A 16,180-nucleotide genomic window follows, 5' to 3' on the forward strand; every position below is an offset into this window, starting at 1 on the left:
AAGGACTCACACGTGTTAAACAAGTTTCCATTATGGAAGTATTTACTTGTTCTTGTAGTGTTAGTCGTTGGTATTTTATATGCCTCTCCAAATTTGTATGGCCGAGATCCGGCCATACAAGTATCGGGCACTAAAGGTACTGATGCTGACCTCAGCGTACTCGATAAAGTAAATGCGACTCTCAAAGAACATAACGTTACTGTTAAATCAAGCAAACTTGAAGACGGACAAATCCTCGTTCGTTTTAAGAATGTTGAAGACCAACTAAAAGCGCAAGATCTACTGCGTGATTCCCTTAGTGAAGATTATATCTCTGCAATCAATATGGCGCCTGCTCAACCAGAGTGGTTAAAGTCATTGGGTGGTAACCCAATGAAACTAGGCCTAGATTTAAGCGGTGGTGTTCACTTTACTATGGAAATCGACATGGCGACGGCGGTTGATACTCAGCTTGAGCAAATGGAACAAGATTTCAAAAGTGACTTACGTGAAGAAAAATTGCGTTATCGTACTATTCGCCGTGTAGCGAACAGTGAGCGATTACGTGTTGAAATGCGTAACGAAGAAGATAAAGATGCAGCAGAGCGTTTCTTATCAACTCGTTACCCATTAAATGTTTACGTTGATGATAGCAGCAGCGACAATGCTTTTTATGCCAGCATGAGCGAGCAAAAGCTAAAAGAGATTCGTGACTACGCTATCAAACAAAACGAAACGATTATCCGTAACCGTATTAACCAAATCGGTGTTGCAGAGCCTAACGTACAGCGTCAAGGTGCTGAGCGTATCATCGTGCAGCTTCCGGGCGTACAAGATACAGCGCGTGCTAAAGAGATTCTGGGTGCAACAGCAACCCTAGAGTTCCGCGAAGTTGATGAAAACGCAGATGCAAGTGCAGCCCTGCAAGGCCGTTTACCGCCAGGTACAGAAATGATCATGGCGCGTGAAGGTTACCCTGTGGTACTTAAGCAGCGCATTATTCTTGAAGGTAGCCACATCACTGGCGCGCAATCAGGTATGGATGAGTATCAACGTCCACAAGTTAGCATTACGCTAGACAGCAAAGGTGGCGCAAAAATGAATGCGTTCACTAAGCGTGCTATCGGTAAACGCATGGCAACGGTATTCATCGAATACAAGCCATCAGGTAAAACAGATGAAAACGGAAAAGCACTTCCACCAATTAAAGTTGAAGAAGTGATTAACGTGGCGACCATTCAAGCGCGTCTTGATCGTTCATTCCGTATTACTGGTATCGATAACCCAGCTGAAGCACATAACCTAAGCCTATTACTTCGTGCCGGTGCACTTGTAGCGCCAATTCAAATCGTTGAAGAGCGCACGGTAGGTCCAAGCTTAGGTCAAGAAAACATTGAAGCTGGTATGACAGCGGTTGTGCTTGGTTTTGTGTTTGTTCTTGTATTTATGCTTTTCTATTACAAAGGTTTCGGCATGGTGGCAAATTTGGCACTGGGCGCAAACTTAGTATTAATTGTGGGTGTGATGTCGCTTATTCCTGGTGCAGCGTTAACGCTACCGGGTATTGCTGGTATCGTATTAACCGTCGGTATGGCCGTTGATGCCAACGTACTTATCTTCGAGCGTATTCGTGAAGAACTTGCTGATGGTCGTAGTCCACAACAAGCCGTTCACTTTGGTTACGACAGCGCGTTTAGCACAATTTTAGATGCTAACATCACAACACTTATCGCAGCAGTGATCCTATTTGCAGTGGGTACTGGTCCTATTGCTGGTTTCGCAGTAACACTAGCGATTGGTATTATCACCTCTATGTTTACAGCCATTGTTGGTACCCGTGCGGTAATCAACTTATTCATTGGCGGTAAGCGTATTGATAAGTTGTCGATTTAGGAGTCAGCATGCAAATTTTAAAACTCGGTGGTAAAACACTCCCGTTTATGAAGTTAAGAAAGTTTGCCATGACATTATCAACTTTGTTGATTTTGGCTTCTTTCGTGTCGTTTTTTACTAAAGGCTTGAATTTTGGTCTCGACTTCACTGGCGGTACCGCTGTTGAGGTAGGCTTTACACAAGCACCTGATCTTAAAGAAGTACGTGATGCAATCACTGAAAGTGGCTTTGAAGATTTCTCGGTGCAACTGTTTGGCTCAAGTAAAGAAATTTTAGTGCGTCTTGCTCCGCAAGGTCCTGGCGTAAAAGCAGAAGTAATTGGTAACCAAATCATTACGGCATTACAAAAAGTTGAGTCGACAGTAGAAATGCGTCGTATCGAATTTGTTGGCCCAAGTGTTGGTGAAGATCTAAAAGAGCAGGGTGGCCTTGCCATGTTAACTGCACTTATCTGTATCTTAATTTACGTTGCGTTTCGTTTTGAATGGCGTTTTGCGGTAGGTGCTGTATCAGCACTATTACACGACGTTATCATCACATTAGGCTTATTCTCAGTACTTGGCCTAGAGTTTGACTTAACGATTCTTGCGGCTATTTTGGCGGTAATAGGTTACTCACTGAACGATACTATCGTTGTATCTGACCGTATCCGTGAAAACTTCCGTAAAGTGCGTATTGATGACACGATTGAAATTATCGATATCTCATTAACGCAAACGTTAAACCGTACCCTAGTAACATCAATCACCACTATTCTAGTATTGATTGCGTTATTTGGCTGGGGTGGTCAAACGATCCACGGTTTCGCAACGGCATTACTGTTTGGTGTGTTCATCGGTACTTATTCATCTGTTTATGTTGCTTCAGCTGTAGCAATTGCAATGGGTGTAAGTAAAGAAGACTTAATTCCAGAAGTAATTGAAAAAGAAGGTGCGGATCTCGATCCTATGCCTTAATAAGTGATACAAAAAGAAACCGCCCTAATTAGGGCGGTTTTTTTATGGGAGACATTATGAAACACCTGATGTTTAGCGTGTTTATACTTTTAATGCTTAGTGCTTGTGACGATAAGCCTGAGCCAGAACAGACTGATGTGCAGCAAATACCTGAGGTAACACTTCAGCAGCAGTTCGACAGCTATAAAGGGTTGGCTTGGCAAGTTGTAGAAGCACTACAAAACCAATCAACTGCTCAGCAATTACAAGACTTGACGCTTAAGCTAATTACTTCATCAACAGGTTTGTTCTTAAATCTAAAAGCACAGTTGCCAGAGTGTGAGGCAAGCTTGCAAGCGATGGCAGACGCTACAGAGTTTCAGCAACAACAAAGTGAGGGGACAGAGGCGTTAAAGAATGTAATAACAATTAATGTAGAGCCTGAACTACCTGAGTTTGCTGCACCAAGCTGTTATCACGCACAAAAGTTATTACTTAATCCGCTCGCAGTTTATAAATTTGCGCAACAAGCTGATTTAGCACAGAGTGATTACCAAAAAGCTAAATTAAAAATGACAGATAGTTTTGCCCGCATTAAGCAACTTGAGCTGATCACCGCTATTGAGTAATCTGCACTCGTCATAGCCTTGCCATAAAATTGTCATACAAGGTTGATAATTTACCCACCTATTTGTATTACTAACGCTAGGTGTAAGGTGAACGCACAACTACAGCAGATCTTAGATAACAGTGCAATTGAGACCTTGTTTCAACCTATCTTTGATATTTCTAATCAACATATTTTGGGTTATGAGGCATTAAGCCGCGGCCCGAAAGGGTCTGAGTTAGAAATGCCGAGTGCATTATTCAGTGCAGCTATTGCTTGCCATAAGATCTCTGAATTAGAGCTACTTTGCCGCAGTAGAGCAATTGAGAACTTTGTGAAACTCAATTTACAAGGCAAGCTATTTTTAAATGTAAGCCCTAAAACCTTACTTGACCCTTGCCATCCTAAAGGTGAAACATTACACCTAGTTGAGCACTTTGGCCTAGCAACTAATCGGGTAGTAATTGAAGTTACAGAACAAGAAAAAGTCGATGATGGCTTTTTATTGTTAAAGACCATTGCCCATTATCGTGAGTTAGGCTTTTCGATTGCCATTGATGACTTAGGGGCTGGCTATTCGGGCTTAAAGCAGTGGTCTGAGCTATGCCCTGAGTTTGTAAAAATAGACCGCTACTTTATCGACCACTGCGATCAGAGTGTGGTTAAAAAAGAGTTTTTAAAGTCAATTATAGAGCTTGCAAAAGCCACCAATACGCAAGTTATCGCAGAAGGCATAGAACGGGCAGAAGAGCTTCGTTTACTCGAGAGCTTAGGTGTGCAACATGCACAAGGCTTTTTACTCGAAAGGCCGAGCTTACAGCCAAGTTACGAAATTAATCTCCACTGCTTAAAGCACTTAGAGTCATCAGACAATAGCAATACTTTTGAGCAGTCTATGGCAATCGGTTGGTTGGCAGTCGAGCACGCCAGCATTGAAGCAACAACCCGCTGTAAAGATGCCCACAGTATCTTTGAGCAAGATAAAACGCTAACTAGTCTTGCCGTATTAGAGCACAATATTCCTGTTGGTTTATTACACCGAGATCAACTCACTGAAGTGTTTGCTGCTCCCTATGGCCATGCACTTTATGATAAGCAACCAGTTACTTCTTTAATGGATAAACAGCCGTTAATCGTTGACGAAAACGAGTTACTCGATACGGTGAGTCAGCAAATTACTGAGTTTGAGTTTGATATTCGACGCCACATTGTTATCACCCGAAGTGGTGAATACTTAGGTTTGGCGCCTTTGCGTAATATCTTAAAACACATTACCGAAGAAAAAATCCGCCATGCACAACATGCCAATCCACTGACTATGCTGCCGGGTAATGTCGCAATTAACGAAGCAATTGAGCTGAGGCTTCGTAATAATTATCCGTTCTCACTCGCATACGTTGATTTAAACCACTTTAAACAATTCAATGACCTGTACGGTTATGCCAGTGGTGACAGCGTTATAAAATTACTTGCTGAAGTCATCGTAGAGGCCTGTAGTACTAGCAAAGGGTTTGTCGGGCACATTGGCGGTGATGACTTTATGGTGGTGTTTGATAAAAATGATGCAGAGCAAGTTTGCCATGACATCATTAGTAAGTTTGAGCTGCAGTCTCGCGCCTTTTTCACCCCAGAACATATTGAGCAAGGGGGTTATTGGGCAAGCAATCGAGAAGGTAAAAAGCAGTTTGTGCCACTACTTACATTATCAATCGGTTTAGTTAAGCCTGATTTAGAGTTATGTATTAACAGCCACCAAGTTGCAGCGCTGGCAACTGATGCGAAAAAAGAGGCCAAGCGTTATCAGAGTAGTCATTTGTTTGTATGTAAACGTAGCCGACCAGCCCCCGCAGTGGTGCGTTTAAGCAGCCAAAAAGATGAAGCATTCCCTATTAGTTCATGAAGAAATTTTAAGTTCGCTTAATTTTACTTGTGTCCCTGTTTAACTGGGTGTAGCTTTAAAAAAACACAATAAACAAAAATAACAATGAAGCGACTATGTAGTGCAATTCTAGTATTGCTAAGCCTAGGATACAGCCTTACCACAGAAGCTAACAATGTGGTCAATTTAGCGATTGAACAACGCCCACTGTATAAACGCGATTATTATCTTCATGAATTGCTGGCAGCGGCTTTACGCGCCAGTAATTATCAAGCAGAAATCAACGAAGTTCTGGTTCATCCTCATCAACAACGTACCTTGCTGATGCTCGATGAAAAGCAAGCCGATGTGTTTTGGAGTATGACAAGCCCCGAGCGAGAACACCTTGCAATAGCAGTTAAAGTACCTTTGTTTAAAGGCTACATTGGTAAACGCGCATTACTCACTAAGCGAGCGTTTTTACCGCGTTTTAAAGATGTAAAAACGAAACAAGATTTAGCGCAGTTTAGTGCCATTCAAGGCCATGATTGGCCCGATACTAAAATCCTTGCGCAAAACGGCTTAACAGTCAGACCGCTGGCAAATTACCAGGCAATGTTTAGCTTAGTGATCAGAGGGCGAGTTGATTATTTTCCGCGTTCGTTCATTGAAGTCATGTCTGAAATGGAACAAATCAAAAGTGACGATCTGGCTATAGTGCCTGACCTTTATATTAGCTATCCAACGGCATTTTACTTTTTTGTCAGTAACCACAAGCCTGAATTGGCAGAAGCTCTGTTAAAAGGACTCAAGGTGATGAAAAGCACGGGCGAATTTGAACAGTTATTTGCCAGTTACTTTGCTGAAGACTTGGCTAAGTTGCCATTTAAAGAAGGTGAAGTCATAGAGATAAAACTCGACAACGATTATTTTCAGCCACAAAAAAAGGAGCCTTAGCTCCTTTTTTGCATTTTTACATTACAACCCGCTATTAGCGAAGTAGTGACTCAGTTAACACTGGGCGAATTTCACGAATGATTGCTTGAGTTAACTTAGGTGCACCACAAATGATGTTGCCGCTTTGGTTGTAGTTAATACCACCTGCGAAATCAACAACCATACCGCCAGCTTCTTTAACTAAAAGCTCGCCTGCTGCTGTGTCCCATGGCTTAAGGCCAATTTCAAAGAAACCATCAACACGGCCCGCTGCAACATAAGCCATATCTAATGCAGCAGAACCTGCACGGCGGATATCAGCAGTGTGCACGAAAAGTGCTTTAAACGCTTCAGAGTATGCGTCTAAGTGGTGCTTTTGTTTGAATGGGAAACCAGTTGCAAGTACAGAACCTGCTAACTCGTTAGTTTTAGTTACGCGTAAACGCTTGCTGTTAAGCTGTGCGCCTTGACCACGAGAAGCAGTGAATAATTCACCACGGATTGGATCATAGATAACAGCTTGGTCTAAACGACCTTTAACTTTAAGTGCAATAGATACTGCGAAATGAGGGATACCCTTGATGAAGTTAGTTGTGCCATCAAGTGGGTCAACAATCCATTGGTAATCTGCATCTTTACCTTTATGCTCACCAAGCTCTTCACCTACGATAGTGTGATCTGGGTAAGATTTTAAAATGGTATCACGAATTGCGGCTTCAGCTTCTTTGTCGATGTTAGTCACTAAGTCGTTAGTGCCTTTTTGTTGTACATCAACTTTTGATAAATCTTCACTTGCGCGAAGTAAAATTTTGCCTGCGTTACGCGCAGCGCGAACCGCAATGTTTAACATTGGATGCATAGCATTACCTTTGGGTTGTAAAAGAACGAATATATTTAAGCCGGCGTATTCTAGCGATTTCTAGCGTAAAGTAAACAATAAACTCGAATAAATTAGTTTGTTTTTTGTACAGTTCTGATTTTGTTGTTGATTTAATTTCAGAAGAAGGGGTTAGTGGTCAGCCGTCAGTTTGAAATTTGCATTCTGAAAAATTCGTGCCTATATAAAGTTTTTATACTTAAAAGGATGCAAGTATGAATTTTGAAAAATTAGAGGTATGGAAGCGTTCAGCAAGATTAAGTGCTGACATCTACAAAGAAACGACAGATCTAAATGATTTTGGCTTTCGCAATCAGCTCACTCGTTCTGGTTTATCAATACCGAGTAATATCGCAGAAGGTATGGCGAGAGTCAGCAAAAAAGAGCGGGTACGTTTTTTAGATATATCAAGATCGTCAATAGCAGAAACACGAACGCAAATTTATATCGGAATTGAGATTAAATATATCGATGCCGCCATAGGTAGAGCTTGGGTGAGTGAAACGGAAGAGCTATCAAAAATGTTGACATCTCTTATGCATAGGATCGAAGCTGATAGCTGATAGCTGATAGCTGATAGCTGATAGCTGATAGCTGATAGCTGATAGCTGATAGCTGATAGCTGATAGCTGATAGCTGATAGCTGATAGCTGATAGCTGATAGCTGATAGCTGATAGCTGATAGCTGATAGCTGATAGCTGATAGCTGATAGCTGATAGCTGATAGCTGATAGCTGATAGCTGATAGCTGATAGCTGATAGCTGATAGCTATGTTATAATCCCCGCAATTTTTGACTTTCAGTAAGTAACAACGCAATGACACTTGATGATATTCGTATCGTATTAGTTAACACATCACATTCTGGTAATATTGGCTCAGCGGCACGTGCTATGAAAACGATGGGCTTATCAAATTTATATCTAGTTGATCCTGCTTGTGAAATTGATAGTCATGCGAGTGCGCTTGCCGCCGGTGCGACAGATGTTTTAGGTAAAACAGTGGTTGTTGATACACTGGCAGATGCGATTGCTGATTGTGGCTTAACAATTGGCACCAGCGCACGCTCACGTACTTTATCTTGGCCTATGGTTGAGCCACGTGAATGTGGTGAAAAATTAGTGGCTGAGGCTGAACATGGCCCTGTTGCGCTCGTGTTTGGTCGCGAAAATAGTGGTTTAACGAACGAAGAACTACAACAATGTAACTACCACGTATGTATTCCTGCAAACCCTGAATACAGCTCACTAAATCTAGCAATGGCCGTGCAAACGCTATGCTATGAAACACGTATGGCATATTTAAATAAACAGCCAAAAGTACAAGAAGAAGACGAAGCAACCTACCCAAATGCAAAGCAAACTGAGCTGTTTTACGAGCATTTAGAGCAAACGCTAAACGACACAGGTTTTATCATCAAGCAACACCCTGGCATGGTGATGACTAAACTACGTCGCTTATTTAACCGCGCACGTCCAGAAGAAGCTGAGATGAACATTTTACGCGGTATCCTTACCTCTATTAATAAGTCTATTAAATAATCACAGGTTATAAGTATAATACTTGACTAAATTACTCAGGTAATTAAAATGTACTCAATACTTGACCAAAAAGGTCAGGTATTGATGCTGAGCTTATAGCTTATAGCTTATAGCTTATAGCTTATAGCTTATAGCTTATAGCTTATAGCTTATAGCTTATATAATACTTGACTATTTTGGTCTGGTAATTAAAATTTGCACACCTTAGCGTGCAGTAACATCGGGGGCTCCATGAAGTTAACATCAAAAGGCAGATACGCAGTAACCGCCATGTTGGATGTTGCACTACATACAAATGTGGGTGCAGTGCCTCTTGCCGATATTTCTGAACGCCAAGAGATTTCGTTATCTTATCTTGAACAACTATTCGCCCGTTTACGTAAAAACGGCCTTGTGACCTCTGTGCGTGGCCCAGGTGGCGGATATTTACTAGGTCGAGAAGCGAACGAAATTTCTGTCGGCGATGTGATTAACGCCGTTGATGAGTCTGTTGATGCAACTCGTTGCCACAATGCAACGGGTGGCTGCCAAAGCGGCATGCGTTGTTTGACTCATACCTTATGGTCGGACTTAAGCGCACGTATCGAAGAGTTTTTAAATAGTATTACCCTTGCTGAATTGGTGGAAAAGTCAGATGTGAAAGAAGTCGCATCGCGCCAAGATAACAGCATCAACAATGCAATTAAGCAACTGGAAAACATTCAAGTAAGCTGTCAACTGTAGCTTGACGAAAGCGGAGAGAGAAATGAAGTTACCGATTTATTTAGATTACGCAGCAACCACGCCTGTTGATGAACGTGTGGCAAAAGAAATGATGCAATGCCTGACTATGGACGGTAATTTTGGTAACCCTGCATCACGCTCACACCGTTTTGGTTGGCAAGCAGAAGAAGCGGTTGACCAAGCACGTACAGATATTGCTGATCTGATCAACGCTGACCCGCGTGAAATTGTTTTCACTTCAGGTGCTACAGAATCAAACAACCTAGCAATTAAAGGTGCTGCGCAGTTCTATAAGAAGAAAGGCAAGCACGTTATCACTGTTAAAACAGAGCACAAAGCAGTGCTTGATACGTGTCGTGAACTAGAGCGTCAAGGTTTCGAAGTAACCTATATGGACGTTGAAGAAAACGGTTTACTTGACCTTAAAAAGCTTGAAGCTGCAATGCGTGACGACACAGTACTTGTGAGCGTAATGCACGTAAATAACGAGCTAGGTGTTATCCAAGATATCGCGACAATCGGCGAAATGTGCCGTGAGCGCAAAATTATGTTCCACGTAGACGCTGCACAAAGCGCAGGTAAAGTACTTATTGACGTGCAACAGTTAAAAGTAGATTTCATGTCGTTCTCTGGCCACAAAGTATATGGCCCGAAAGGTGTAGGCGCACTTTATGTTCGTCGTAAGCCACGTGCACGTTTAGAAGCGCAAATGCACGGTGGTGGTCATGAGCGTGGTATGCGTTCAGGCACACTAGCTACTCACCAATTAGTTGGTATGGGTGCGGCATTTAGAATCGCTAAAGAAGATTTCGAAAAAGACCATGCACACATCAGCGCACTTCGTAAGCGTCTGATTGATGGCATCATGGCTGATATGGACGAAGTTTACTTCAATGGTGAACCAAGTCACTCAGTTCCAGGTATTGTAAATATCAGCTTCAACTTTGTTGAAGGTGAGTCGTTATTAATGGCTGTTAAAGACATTGCTGTTTCATCAGGTTCAGCCTGTACCTCAGCAAGCTTAGAGCCTTCTTATGTACTACGTGCATTAGGCCGTAATGACGAGTTGGCACACAGCTCAATTCGTTTCAGCATTGGCCGCTTTACGACTGAAGAAGAGATTGATTACACCGTTGAACTAATCAAAAACTCGATCGGCCGTTTACGTGAGATGTCTCCTCTATGGGAAATGCATCAAGAAGGTATTGATTTAGATTCAGTTGAGTGGGCGCATCACTAATCAGTGATCGCCGCCGCTAGCAGGTAGTGAGGATAGTATTATGGCTTATAGTGATAAAGTAATCGATCATGTTGAAAATCCACGTAACGTGGGTGCTTTAGACAAAAATGATCCATCAGTTGCAACAGGTATGGTGGGTGCACCAGCATGTGGTGACGTAATGAAATTGCAAATCAAAGTATCACCAGAAGGTGTAATTGAAGACGCAAAATTCAAAACATATGGTTGTGGTAGCGCAATCGCTTCTTCTTCACTTGTAACTGAGTGGGTAAAAGGCAAAACATTAGATGAAGCTGCAACAATCAAAAACACTGATATCAGTGCTGAGCTTGAATTGCCGCCAGTGAAAATTCACTGTTCAATTTTAGCAGAAGACGCGATTCAAGCAGCAATTGCTGACTACAAAAGCAAACAAGCGAAGTAAGAGATAAATTCATGGCAGTGACATTGACAGATGCGGCAGCAAACCGCGTAGAATCATTTTTAGCAAATCGCGGCAAAGGCATTGGCCTACGCGTTGGCATTAAAACGACGGGCTGTTCAGGTCTTGCTTATGTTCTTGAATTTGTTGATGAGTTAGCAGACGGCGACGAAATTTTTGAAAGCCGTGGTGTGAAAGTAATCGTTGATGCTAAAAGCTTAGTCTACATTGATGGTACTGAGCTTGATTACACCAAAGAAGGTTTGAACGAAGGGTTTAAGTTTAACAACCCGAACCAAGCCGATGAGTGTGGTTGCGGCGAAAGCTTCACCGTTTAAGCTTATAAAACTTTCTTTGCTTGAAGCCCTGCCTATGTAGGGCTTTGTTCTTTCCTGTTTACCGAGTTGGACTATGTAATGCGTTACTTTGAGTTATTTGCAATTCCAGTAGATTACAACATTGATTTAGCGACTATTAATAAACACTACCTTGAGCTGCAACGTGCAGTTCACCCAGATCGCCACGCAAGCTCTAGCAGCCGTGATAAATTACTTGCTGTGCAAAATGCAGCAGAAATCAATGATGCATTACAAACCTTAAAACACCCGGTAAAACGTGCTGAGTACATGCTAAGCGAGCTTGGTGTTGATATTCGCGCCGAGCAACAAACATTACAAGACCCGCTATTCTTAATGCAGCAAATGGAGCTGCGTGAAGAATTAGAAGAACTTGAAAATGCCGCAGATCCTGATGCAGCAATTGCCCAGTTTGAAGCGCAAATTAAACAGCTCGATAAGCAATACAGCAGCGAATTAGCCGCTCAGCTGGCAAGTAATGATGAGCAACAATGGAAAGCTGCCGCTGATAATATTCGTAAATTGAAGTTTGTTTATAAGCTACGCGATGAACTAGAGCGTATTGAAGACAGTTTATTTGATGATTAATCGTTAGTTGTTATACAACAGCTATTTAAGAGTTTAAAAAGAGCATTATGGCATTATTGCAAATTGCTGAGCCGGGGCAGAGCGCGGCACCACATGAGCACAAATTAGCAGTCGGTATTGACCTTGGTACAACTAACTCGTTAGTTGCAACAGTGCAAAGCGGCGAAGCGCGTACACTGACTGATTTAGCAGGCAATGCGATGCTACCTTCGGTTGTTCAATATCAAGCAGATAGCATTGTGGTTGGTGAACGAGCGGCAGCAGCTGCTACTCAAGACCCTGCAAACACACTAATTTCAGTTAAGCGTTTTTTAGGTAAAACTCAGGCTGAAATCGAAAAAAGCTATGGTCAACTGCCGTACGAATTTTGTGAGCATGATGGCTCATTAGCAATCAGCACGGTTGCGGGTGCAATTAGCCCTGTTACTGCATCGAGTGAAATTTTAAAAGCATTAAAATTACGTGCAGAAGATAGCTTTGCAGGCCAAGACATCTTAGGCGCGGTTATTACTGTGCCAGCTTATTTTGATGATGCTCAGCGTCAAAGCACTAAAGATGCCGCAGAGCTTGCTGGTATTAAGGTTTTACGTTTATTAAACGAGCCAACGGCAGCTGCTGTAGCTTATGGCCTTGATTCAGGCCAAGAAGGTATTATCGCCGTATACGATTTAGGTGGCGGTACCTTTGATATTTCTATTTTACGTTTACACCAAGGTGTATTCGAAGTACTTGCGACTGGCGGTAACTCAAGCCTTGGTGGTGACGATTTTGACTCGCTATTAGTTGATTACTTCAAAAAACAAACGGGTGTTAGCGAGCTTTCTGCATCGGTATTGCGTTTATTCATTAATAAAGCAAAAGCCTGTAAAGAAGCGCTAAGCCAATACCAAACTGTAAATGTTGGTTTAGAGTTTGATGGTCAAAGCCACAAAGTTGAAGTAACCCGCGAAACGTTTGATGAGCTTGCTCTTAGCCTTGTGAAGAAAACACTACGTTCTTGTCGCCGTGCGGTTAAAGATGCCGGTATCGAGAATGAAGAAGTACTACAAGTTGTAATGGTTGGCGGCTCGACTCGTATGCCAATTGTACGCTCTCAAGTTGCTGCATTTTTTGATAAAGAGCCACTGACTTCTATCGATCCAGATCGCGTAGTTGCACTCGGTGCGGCACTGCAAGCAGATGTATTGGTTGGCAATAAGCCAGATTCAGACATGTTGCTATTAGACGTATTACCACTGTCGCTAGGTCTTGAAACCATGGGTGGCTTGGTTGAGAAAATCATTCCACGTAATACCACGATCCCTGTAGCACGTGCACAAGAGTTTACTACTTTCAAAGATGGTCAAACGGCTATGTCATTGCATGTACTACAAGGTGAGCGTGAGCTAGTTGACGATTGTCGTTCGTTGGCTAAATTCAGCTTAAAAGGTATTCCGGCCATGGCAGCCGGTGCTGCGCACATTCGCGTAACCTTTAAAGTAGATGCTGATGGCCTATTAAGTGTATCGGCAATGGAAAAATCAACCGGTGTGCAAGCTGAAATTCAGGTCAAACCATCATTTGGTTTATCGGACGACCAAGTTGCAAACATGCTAAAAGAATCAATGACTAATGCAAAAGACGATATGCAAGCGCGTATGCTGAAAGAACAGCAAGTTGAAGCGTTACGAGTTGTTGAAGCGCTTGAAGCATCACTGGCAACCGACAGTGCATTACTTGATGAACAAGAATTAGGTGCGTTAAAAGCAGAAATTGCTAAACTTGTTGCCGTACGCGAAAGCGCAACAACACCTGCAGAAATTAAAGCAGCGATTGAAGCTGTAGACAATGCAAGTAGCGAATTTGCTGCTCGTAGAATGGATGCATCAATCAAAAAAGCGCTGCAAGGGCAGTCAGTAGACGAAGTTTAACGAGGTAAGGTATGCCACAAATTATTTTTCTTCCACACGAAGAGTTATGCCCAGAAGGCGCTGCTATTGAAGCTCCTGCAGGTGAAACGGTATTAGATGTTGCACTAAAAAACGGTATTAGCATTCCGCATGCATGTGAAAAATCATGTGCTTGTACAACATGCCACTTAGTCATCCGTGAAGGCTTTGACTCTTTAGATGAAAGTGATGAGCTAGAAGATGACATGCTAGATAAAGCATGGGGTCTTGAGCCAGAGTCACGCCTTGGTTGCCAAGCGGTGATCAAAGATGAAGATTTAGTGGTTGAAATTCCAAAGTATAATCTCAATATCGTTAATGAAGAGCATTAATTTTTAACGGCTTTGATTTCGTAAAAACCGCTGTAGTTGCTTGGTCTCTACAGCGGTTTTTTGTTTTTAGAGCTGTCAGCTTTCAGCCGTCAGTTTTTAGCAGATCGAGATAGAGGTTTAGTTCTTTGTGTTAATGAACTGAAGTAGCTTTACATTGATCTCTCAGGTTTTATGTTTTTGATAGCTGATAGCTGATAGCTGATAGCTGATAGCTGATAGCTGATAGCTGATAGCTGATAGCTGATAGCTGATAGCTGATAGCTGATAGCTGATAGCTGATAGCTGATAGCTGATAGCTGATAGCTGATAGCTGATTTTGGAGGTTCTATGTCTGATTTGGTTTTTTCTGATTCGTTTATCGACGGTGACTTTTATTCTACGAGCCAGCGTTTTAGTGTAGATAACCCCGCAACCGCTGAGGTAATTACTCAGGTTTCTGATATTGATGAAGCCGGGGTTGAGCAGGCTTTAAAAAGTGCTGACGAGGCATTTAGCAAACTAAAGCAAACAACTGCAACCGAACGTAGTGAAACGCTGCGCCGATGGTATGAGTTGGTTATTGAGCACAAGCAACAGCTTGCTGAGTTAATGACTAAAGAGCAGGGTAAGCCTTTAAAAGAAGCCTTGGGCGAAGTGGAATACGGTGCTGGCTTTATTAAATGGTTTAGTGAAGAGGCAAAGCGTAGTTATGGCGACACAATTCCTGCTACCGACAGTAAGCATCGTTTAACAACGATAAAGCAACCAATTGGTGTGGTGGCTGGTATTACACCTTGGAATTTCCCGATTGCCATGATCACCCGTAAAGTTGCACCCGCTTATGCCGCGGGTTGTAGTTTTGTGATTAAACCTTCGGAGCATACGCCATTATGCGCTATTGCCTTAGCCTACCTTGCTGATAAAGCAGGATTTGTAAAAGGAGCGCTGAACGTGGTGGTCTCTGAAAACGCAAAAATGGTGGGTGAGATCATGACCGAGTCGGAGCGTGTTCGTAAGTTCACATTCACAGGCTCAACCGGTGTAGGTAAGCAGTTACTATCGCAGTGTGCCTCAACAATTAAACAAACGTCAATGGAGCTTGGCGGCAATGCCCCGTTCATTATCTTTGATAATGCCGATTTAGATGAAGCTGTTGCTGGCCTAATGGGGGCTAAATTCAGAAACGCAGGGCAAACTTGTGTTGCCGCTAACCGAATTTTTGTTCAGCGCTCAGTGCTTGAAACGGTGCTCGAAAAACTGACAGACAAAGTGGCTGAGTTAAAGGTAGGTAATGGTCTAGATGACGGGGTAGATATCGGCCCATTAATTTACCCTAAAGCAAAAGAGAAAGTTCAAACGCTTGTGCAAGATGCGGTTGATAAAGGGGCGTCGTTAATCGGTGACAACAGCGAGCTTGAAGGTAGCTTTCAAGCGCCATTAATTTTAACCGATGTGACCCCAGAGATGGATATCTATCATGATGAAGTGTTTGGCCCTGTAGTCAGCATCATCGCTTTTGATGATGAAGAAGAAGTTCTTCAGCTTGCGAACGACGTACCTTACGGTTTAGCTGCGTACTTTTATAGTGAAAACATCAAGCAAGTTTATCGCGTAAGCGAAGCACTTGAATACGGCATGATAGGTATTAACGAAGGTCTCATTTCAAACCCGGTAGCGCCGTTTGGCGGTGTTAAACAGTCAGGCTTAGGCCGAGAAGGTGGTCACCAAGGGTTAGATGAGTACCTAGAAGAGAAGTATCTTTGTGTTAAGGTTTGAGCCGTCAGCCGTCAGCCTTCAGCCTGATAGCTGATAGCTGATAGCTGATAGCTGATAGCTGATAGCTGATAGCTGATAGCTGATAGCTGATAGCTGATAGCTAACTCCTCACCTTTATTTTTCATAAAATGATAGCGCTGTCATTTTAGTTTTTATATGATAGGAACGAATTATTAACAAAAATGAAAAATAGTACGCAGAAATACCGTACA

At 42.5% G+C, this 16,180-nt stretch carries 16 protein-coding genes; 15 read left to right on the forward strand and 1 reads right to left on the reverse strand.

Annotated features, from left to right (window positions below; all coding sequences use genetic code 11):
- The first annotated feature begins 12 nt into the window (after positions 1-12).
- The 5 genes from secD to J8Z28_RS02120 all read left to right on the forward strand — a co-directional run bounded on the left by secD (position 13) and on the right by J8Z28_RS02120 (position 6,229).
- Positions 13-1,872, forward strand: coding sequence for a protein translocase subunit SecD (secD, locus tag J8Z28_RS02100; RefSeq protein ID WP_063528500.1), 1,860 nt, complete (start codon positions 13-15; stop codon positions 1,870-1,872).
- Between the two features lie 8 nt (positions 1,873-1,880).
- Entirely contained in the window at positions 1,881-2,828 is a 948-nt protein-coding gene (secF, locus tag J8Z28_RS02105) for a protein translocase subunit SecF (RefSeq protein ID WP_063528501.1), read from the forward strand.
- 56 nt (positions 2,829-2,884) lie between these two features.
- Positions 2,885-3,436 (forward strand): hypothetical protein, encoded by a 552-nt coding sequence (locus tag J8Z28_RS02110; RefSeq protein WP_250659798.1) that lies wholly within the window; start codon positions 2,885-2,887, stop codon positions 3,434-3,436.
- Between the two features lie 87 nt (positions 3,437-3,523).
- The gene (locus J8Z28_RS02115) at positions 3,524-5,314 is read left to right on the forward strand and encodes a GGDEF domain-containing protein (RefSeq protein ID WP_250659799.1); all 1,791 of its coding nucleotides are present in this window, start codon (positions 3,524-3,526) and stop codon (positions 5,312-5,314) included.
- 84 nt (positions 5,315-5,398) lie between these two features.
- The gene (locus J8Z28_RS02120; RefSeq protein WP_250659800.1) at positions 5,399-6,229 is read left to right on the forward strand and encodes a substrate-binding periplasmic protein; all 831 of its coding nucleotides are present in this window, start codon (positions 5,399-5,401) and stop codon (positions 6,227-6,229) included.
- Positions 6,230-6,263: 34 nt separating this feature from the next.
- On the opposite strand, the gene suhB is transcribed toward J8Z28_RS02120, so the two are convergent.
- On the reverse strand, positions 6,264-7,067 hold the full coding sequence (suhB, locus tag J8Z28_RS02125; protein ID WP_054552496.1) for an inositol-1-monophosphatase: 804 nt from the start codon (positions 7,065-7,067) through the stop codon (positions 6,264-6,266).
- A gap of 233 nt (positions 7,068-7,300) precedes the next feature.
- Between suhB and J8Z28_RS02130 the strand changes: the two genes are divergently transcribed.
- The 10 genes from J8Z28_RS02130 (at position 7,301) to J8Z28_RS02175 (ending at position 15,968) form a co-directional block, all read left to right on the forward strand.
- Positions 7,301-7,648: a four helix bundle protein gene (locus tag J8Z28_RS02130; protein WP_199529801.1), complete on the forward strand. Its 348-nt coding sequence runs from the start codon at positions 7,301-7,303 to the stop codon at positions 7,646-7,648.
- A 254-nt stretch (positions 7,649-7,902) separates the two neighbouring features.
- A complete protein-coding gene (trmJ, locus tag J8Z28_RS02135) occupies positions 7,903-8,625 on the forward strand; it encodes a tRNA (cytosine(32)/uridine(32)-2'-O)-methyltransferase TrmJ (protein ID WP_054563546.1) in 723 nt (240 codons plus the stop codon).
- Between the two features lie 231 nt (positions 8,626-8,856).
- Entirely contained in the window at positions 8,857-9,348 is a 492-nt protein-coding gene (gene iscR, locus J8Z28_RS02140) for a Fe-S cluster assembly transcriptional regulator IscR (protein WP_054552499.1), read from the forward strand.
- A gap of 22 nt (positions 9,349-9,370) precedes the next feature.
- Entirely contained in the window at positions 9,371-10,588 is a 1,218-nt protein-coding gene (locus J8Z28_RS02145) for an IscS subfamily cysteine desulfurase (protein ID WP_054552500.1), read from the forward strand.
- Between the two features lie 40 nt (positions 10,589-10,628).
- Entirely contained in the window at positions 10,629-11,012 is a 384-nt protein-coding gene (iscU, locus tag J8Z28_RS02150) for a Fe-S cluster assembly scaffold IscU (RefSeq protein WP_054552501.1), read from the forward strand.
- Positions 11,013-11,023: 11 nt separating this feature from the next.
- Entirely contained in the window at positions 11,024-11,347 is a 324-nt protein-coding gene (iscA, locus tag J8Z28_RS02155; protein ID WP_054552502.1) for an iron-sulfur cluster assembly protein IscA, read from the forward strand.
- Between the two features lie 78 nt (positions 11,348-11,425).
- Positions 11,426-11,953, forward strand: a complete 528-nt coding sequence (gene hscB, locus J8Z28_RS02160; protein ID WP_250659801.1) for a co-chaperone HscB — start codon at positions 11,426-11,428, stop codon at positions 11,951-11,953.
- 47 nt (positions 11,954-12,000) lie between these two features.
- On the forward strand, positions 12,001-13,863 hold the full coding sequence (gene hscA, locus J8Z28_RS02165) for a Fe-S protein assembly chaperone HscA (RefSeq protein WP_250659802.1): 1,863 nt from the start codon (positions 12,001-12,003) through the stop codon (positions 13,861-13,863).
- Between the two features lie 11 nt (positions 13,864-13,874).
- Complete coding sequence (fdx, locus tag J8Z28_RS02170) at positions 13,875-14,213, forward strand: ISC system 2Fe-2S type ferredoxin (RefSeq protein ID WP_054563549.1); 339 nt, start codon at positions 13,875-13,877, stop codon at positions 14,211-14,213.
- 327 nt (positions 14,214-14,540) lie between these two features.
- Positions 14,541-15,968, forward strand: a complete 1,428-nt coding sequence (locus J8Z28_RS02175) for an NAD-dependent succinate-semialdehyde dehydrogenase (RefSeq protein WP_175079129.1) — start codon at positions 14,541-14,543, stop codon at positions 15,966-15,968.
- The last annotated feature ends 212 nt before the right edge of the window (positions 15,969-16,180 follow it).

The organism is Pseudoalteromonas sp. SCSIO 43088, assembly GCF_023650795.1.
Taxonomy (GTDB): domain Bacteria; phylum Pseudomonadota; class Gammaproteobacteria; order Enterobacterales; family Alteromonadaceae; genus Pseudoalteromonas; species Pseudoalteromonas shioyasakiensis.

What these genes read in the sequence shown, in the direction of transcription:
- iscR (WP_054552499.1), top strand. Translation starts at nt 8,857, where the DNA reads ATGAAGTTAACATCAAAAGGCAGATACGCAGTAACCGCCATGTTGGAT.
- J8Z28_RS02175 (WP_175079129.1), top strand. Translation starts at nt 14,541, where the DNA reads ATGTCTGATTTGGTTTTTTCTGATTCGTTTATCGACGGTGACTTTTAT.
- J8Z28_RS02130 (WP_199529801.1), top strand. Translation starts at nt 7,301, where the DNA reads ATGAATTTTGAAAAATTAGAGGTATGGAAGCGTTCAGCAAGATTAAGT.
- hscB (WP_250659801.1), top strand. Translation starts at nt 11,426, where the DNA reads ATGCGTTACTTTGAGTTATTTGCAATTCCAGTAGATTACAACATTGAT.
- iscA (WP_054552502.1), top strand. Translation starts at nt 11,024, where the DNA reads ATGGCAGTGACATTGACAGATGCGGCAGCAAACCGCGTAGAATCATTT.
- secF (WP_063528501.1), top strand. Translation starts at nt 1,881, where the DNA reads ATGCAAATTTTAAAACTCGGTGGTAAAACACTCCCGTTTATGAAGTTA.
- J8Z28_RS02120 (WP_250659800.1), top strand. Translation starts at nt 5,399, where the DNA reads ATGAAGCGACTATGTAGTGCAATTCTAGTATTGCTAAGCCTAGGATAC.
- J8Z28_RS02110 (WP_250659798.1), top strand. Translation starts at nt 2,885, where the DNA reads ATGAAACACCTGATGTTTAGCGTGTTTATACTTTTAATGCTTAGTGCT.
- suhB (WP_054552496.1), bottom strand. Translation starts at nt 7,067, where the DNA reads ATGCATCCAATGTTAAACATTGCGGTTCGCGCTGCGCGTAACGCAGGC.
- trmJ (WP_054563546.1), top strand. Translation starts at nt 7,903, where the DNA reads ATGACACTTGATGATATTCGTATCGTATTAGTTAACACATCACATTCT.
- fdx (WP_054563549.1), top strand. Translation starts at nt 13,875, where the DNA reads ATGCCACAAATTATTTTTCTTCCACACGAAGAGTTATGCCCAGAAGGC.
- hscA (WP_250659802.1), top strand. Translation starts at nt 12,001, where the DNA reads ATGGCATTATTGCAAATTGCTGAGCCGGGGCAGAGCGCGGCACCACAT.
- iscU (WP_054552501.1), top strand. Translation starts at nt 10,629, where the DNA reads ATGGCTTATAGTGATAAAGTAATCGATCATGTTGAAAATCCACGTAAC.
- J8Z28_RS02145 (WP_054552500.1), top strand. Translation starts at nt 9,371, where the DNA reads ATGAAGTTACCGATTTATTTAGATTACGCAGCAACCACGCCTGTTGAT.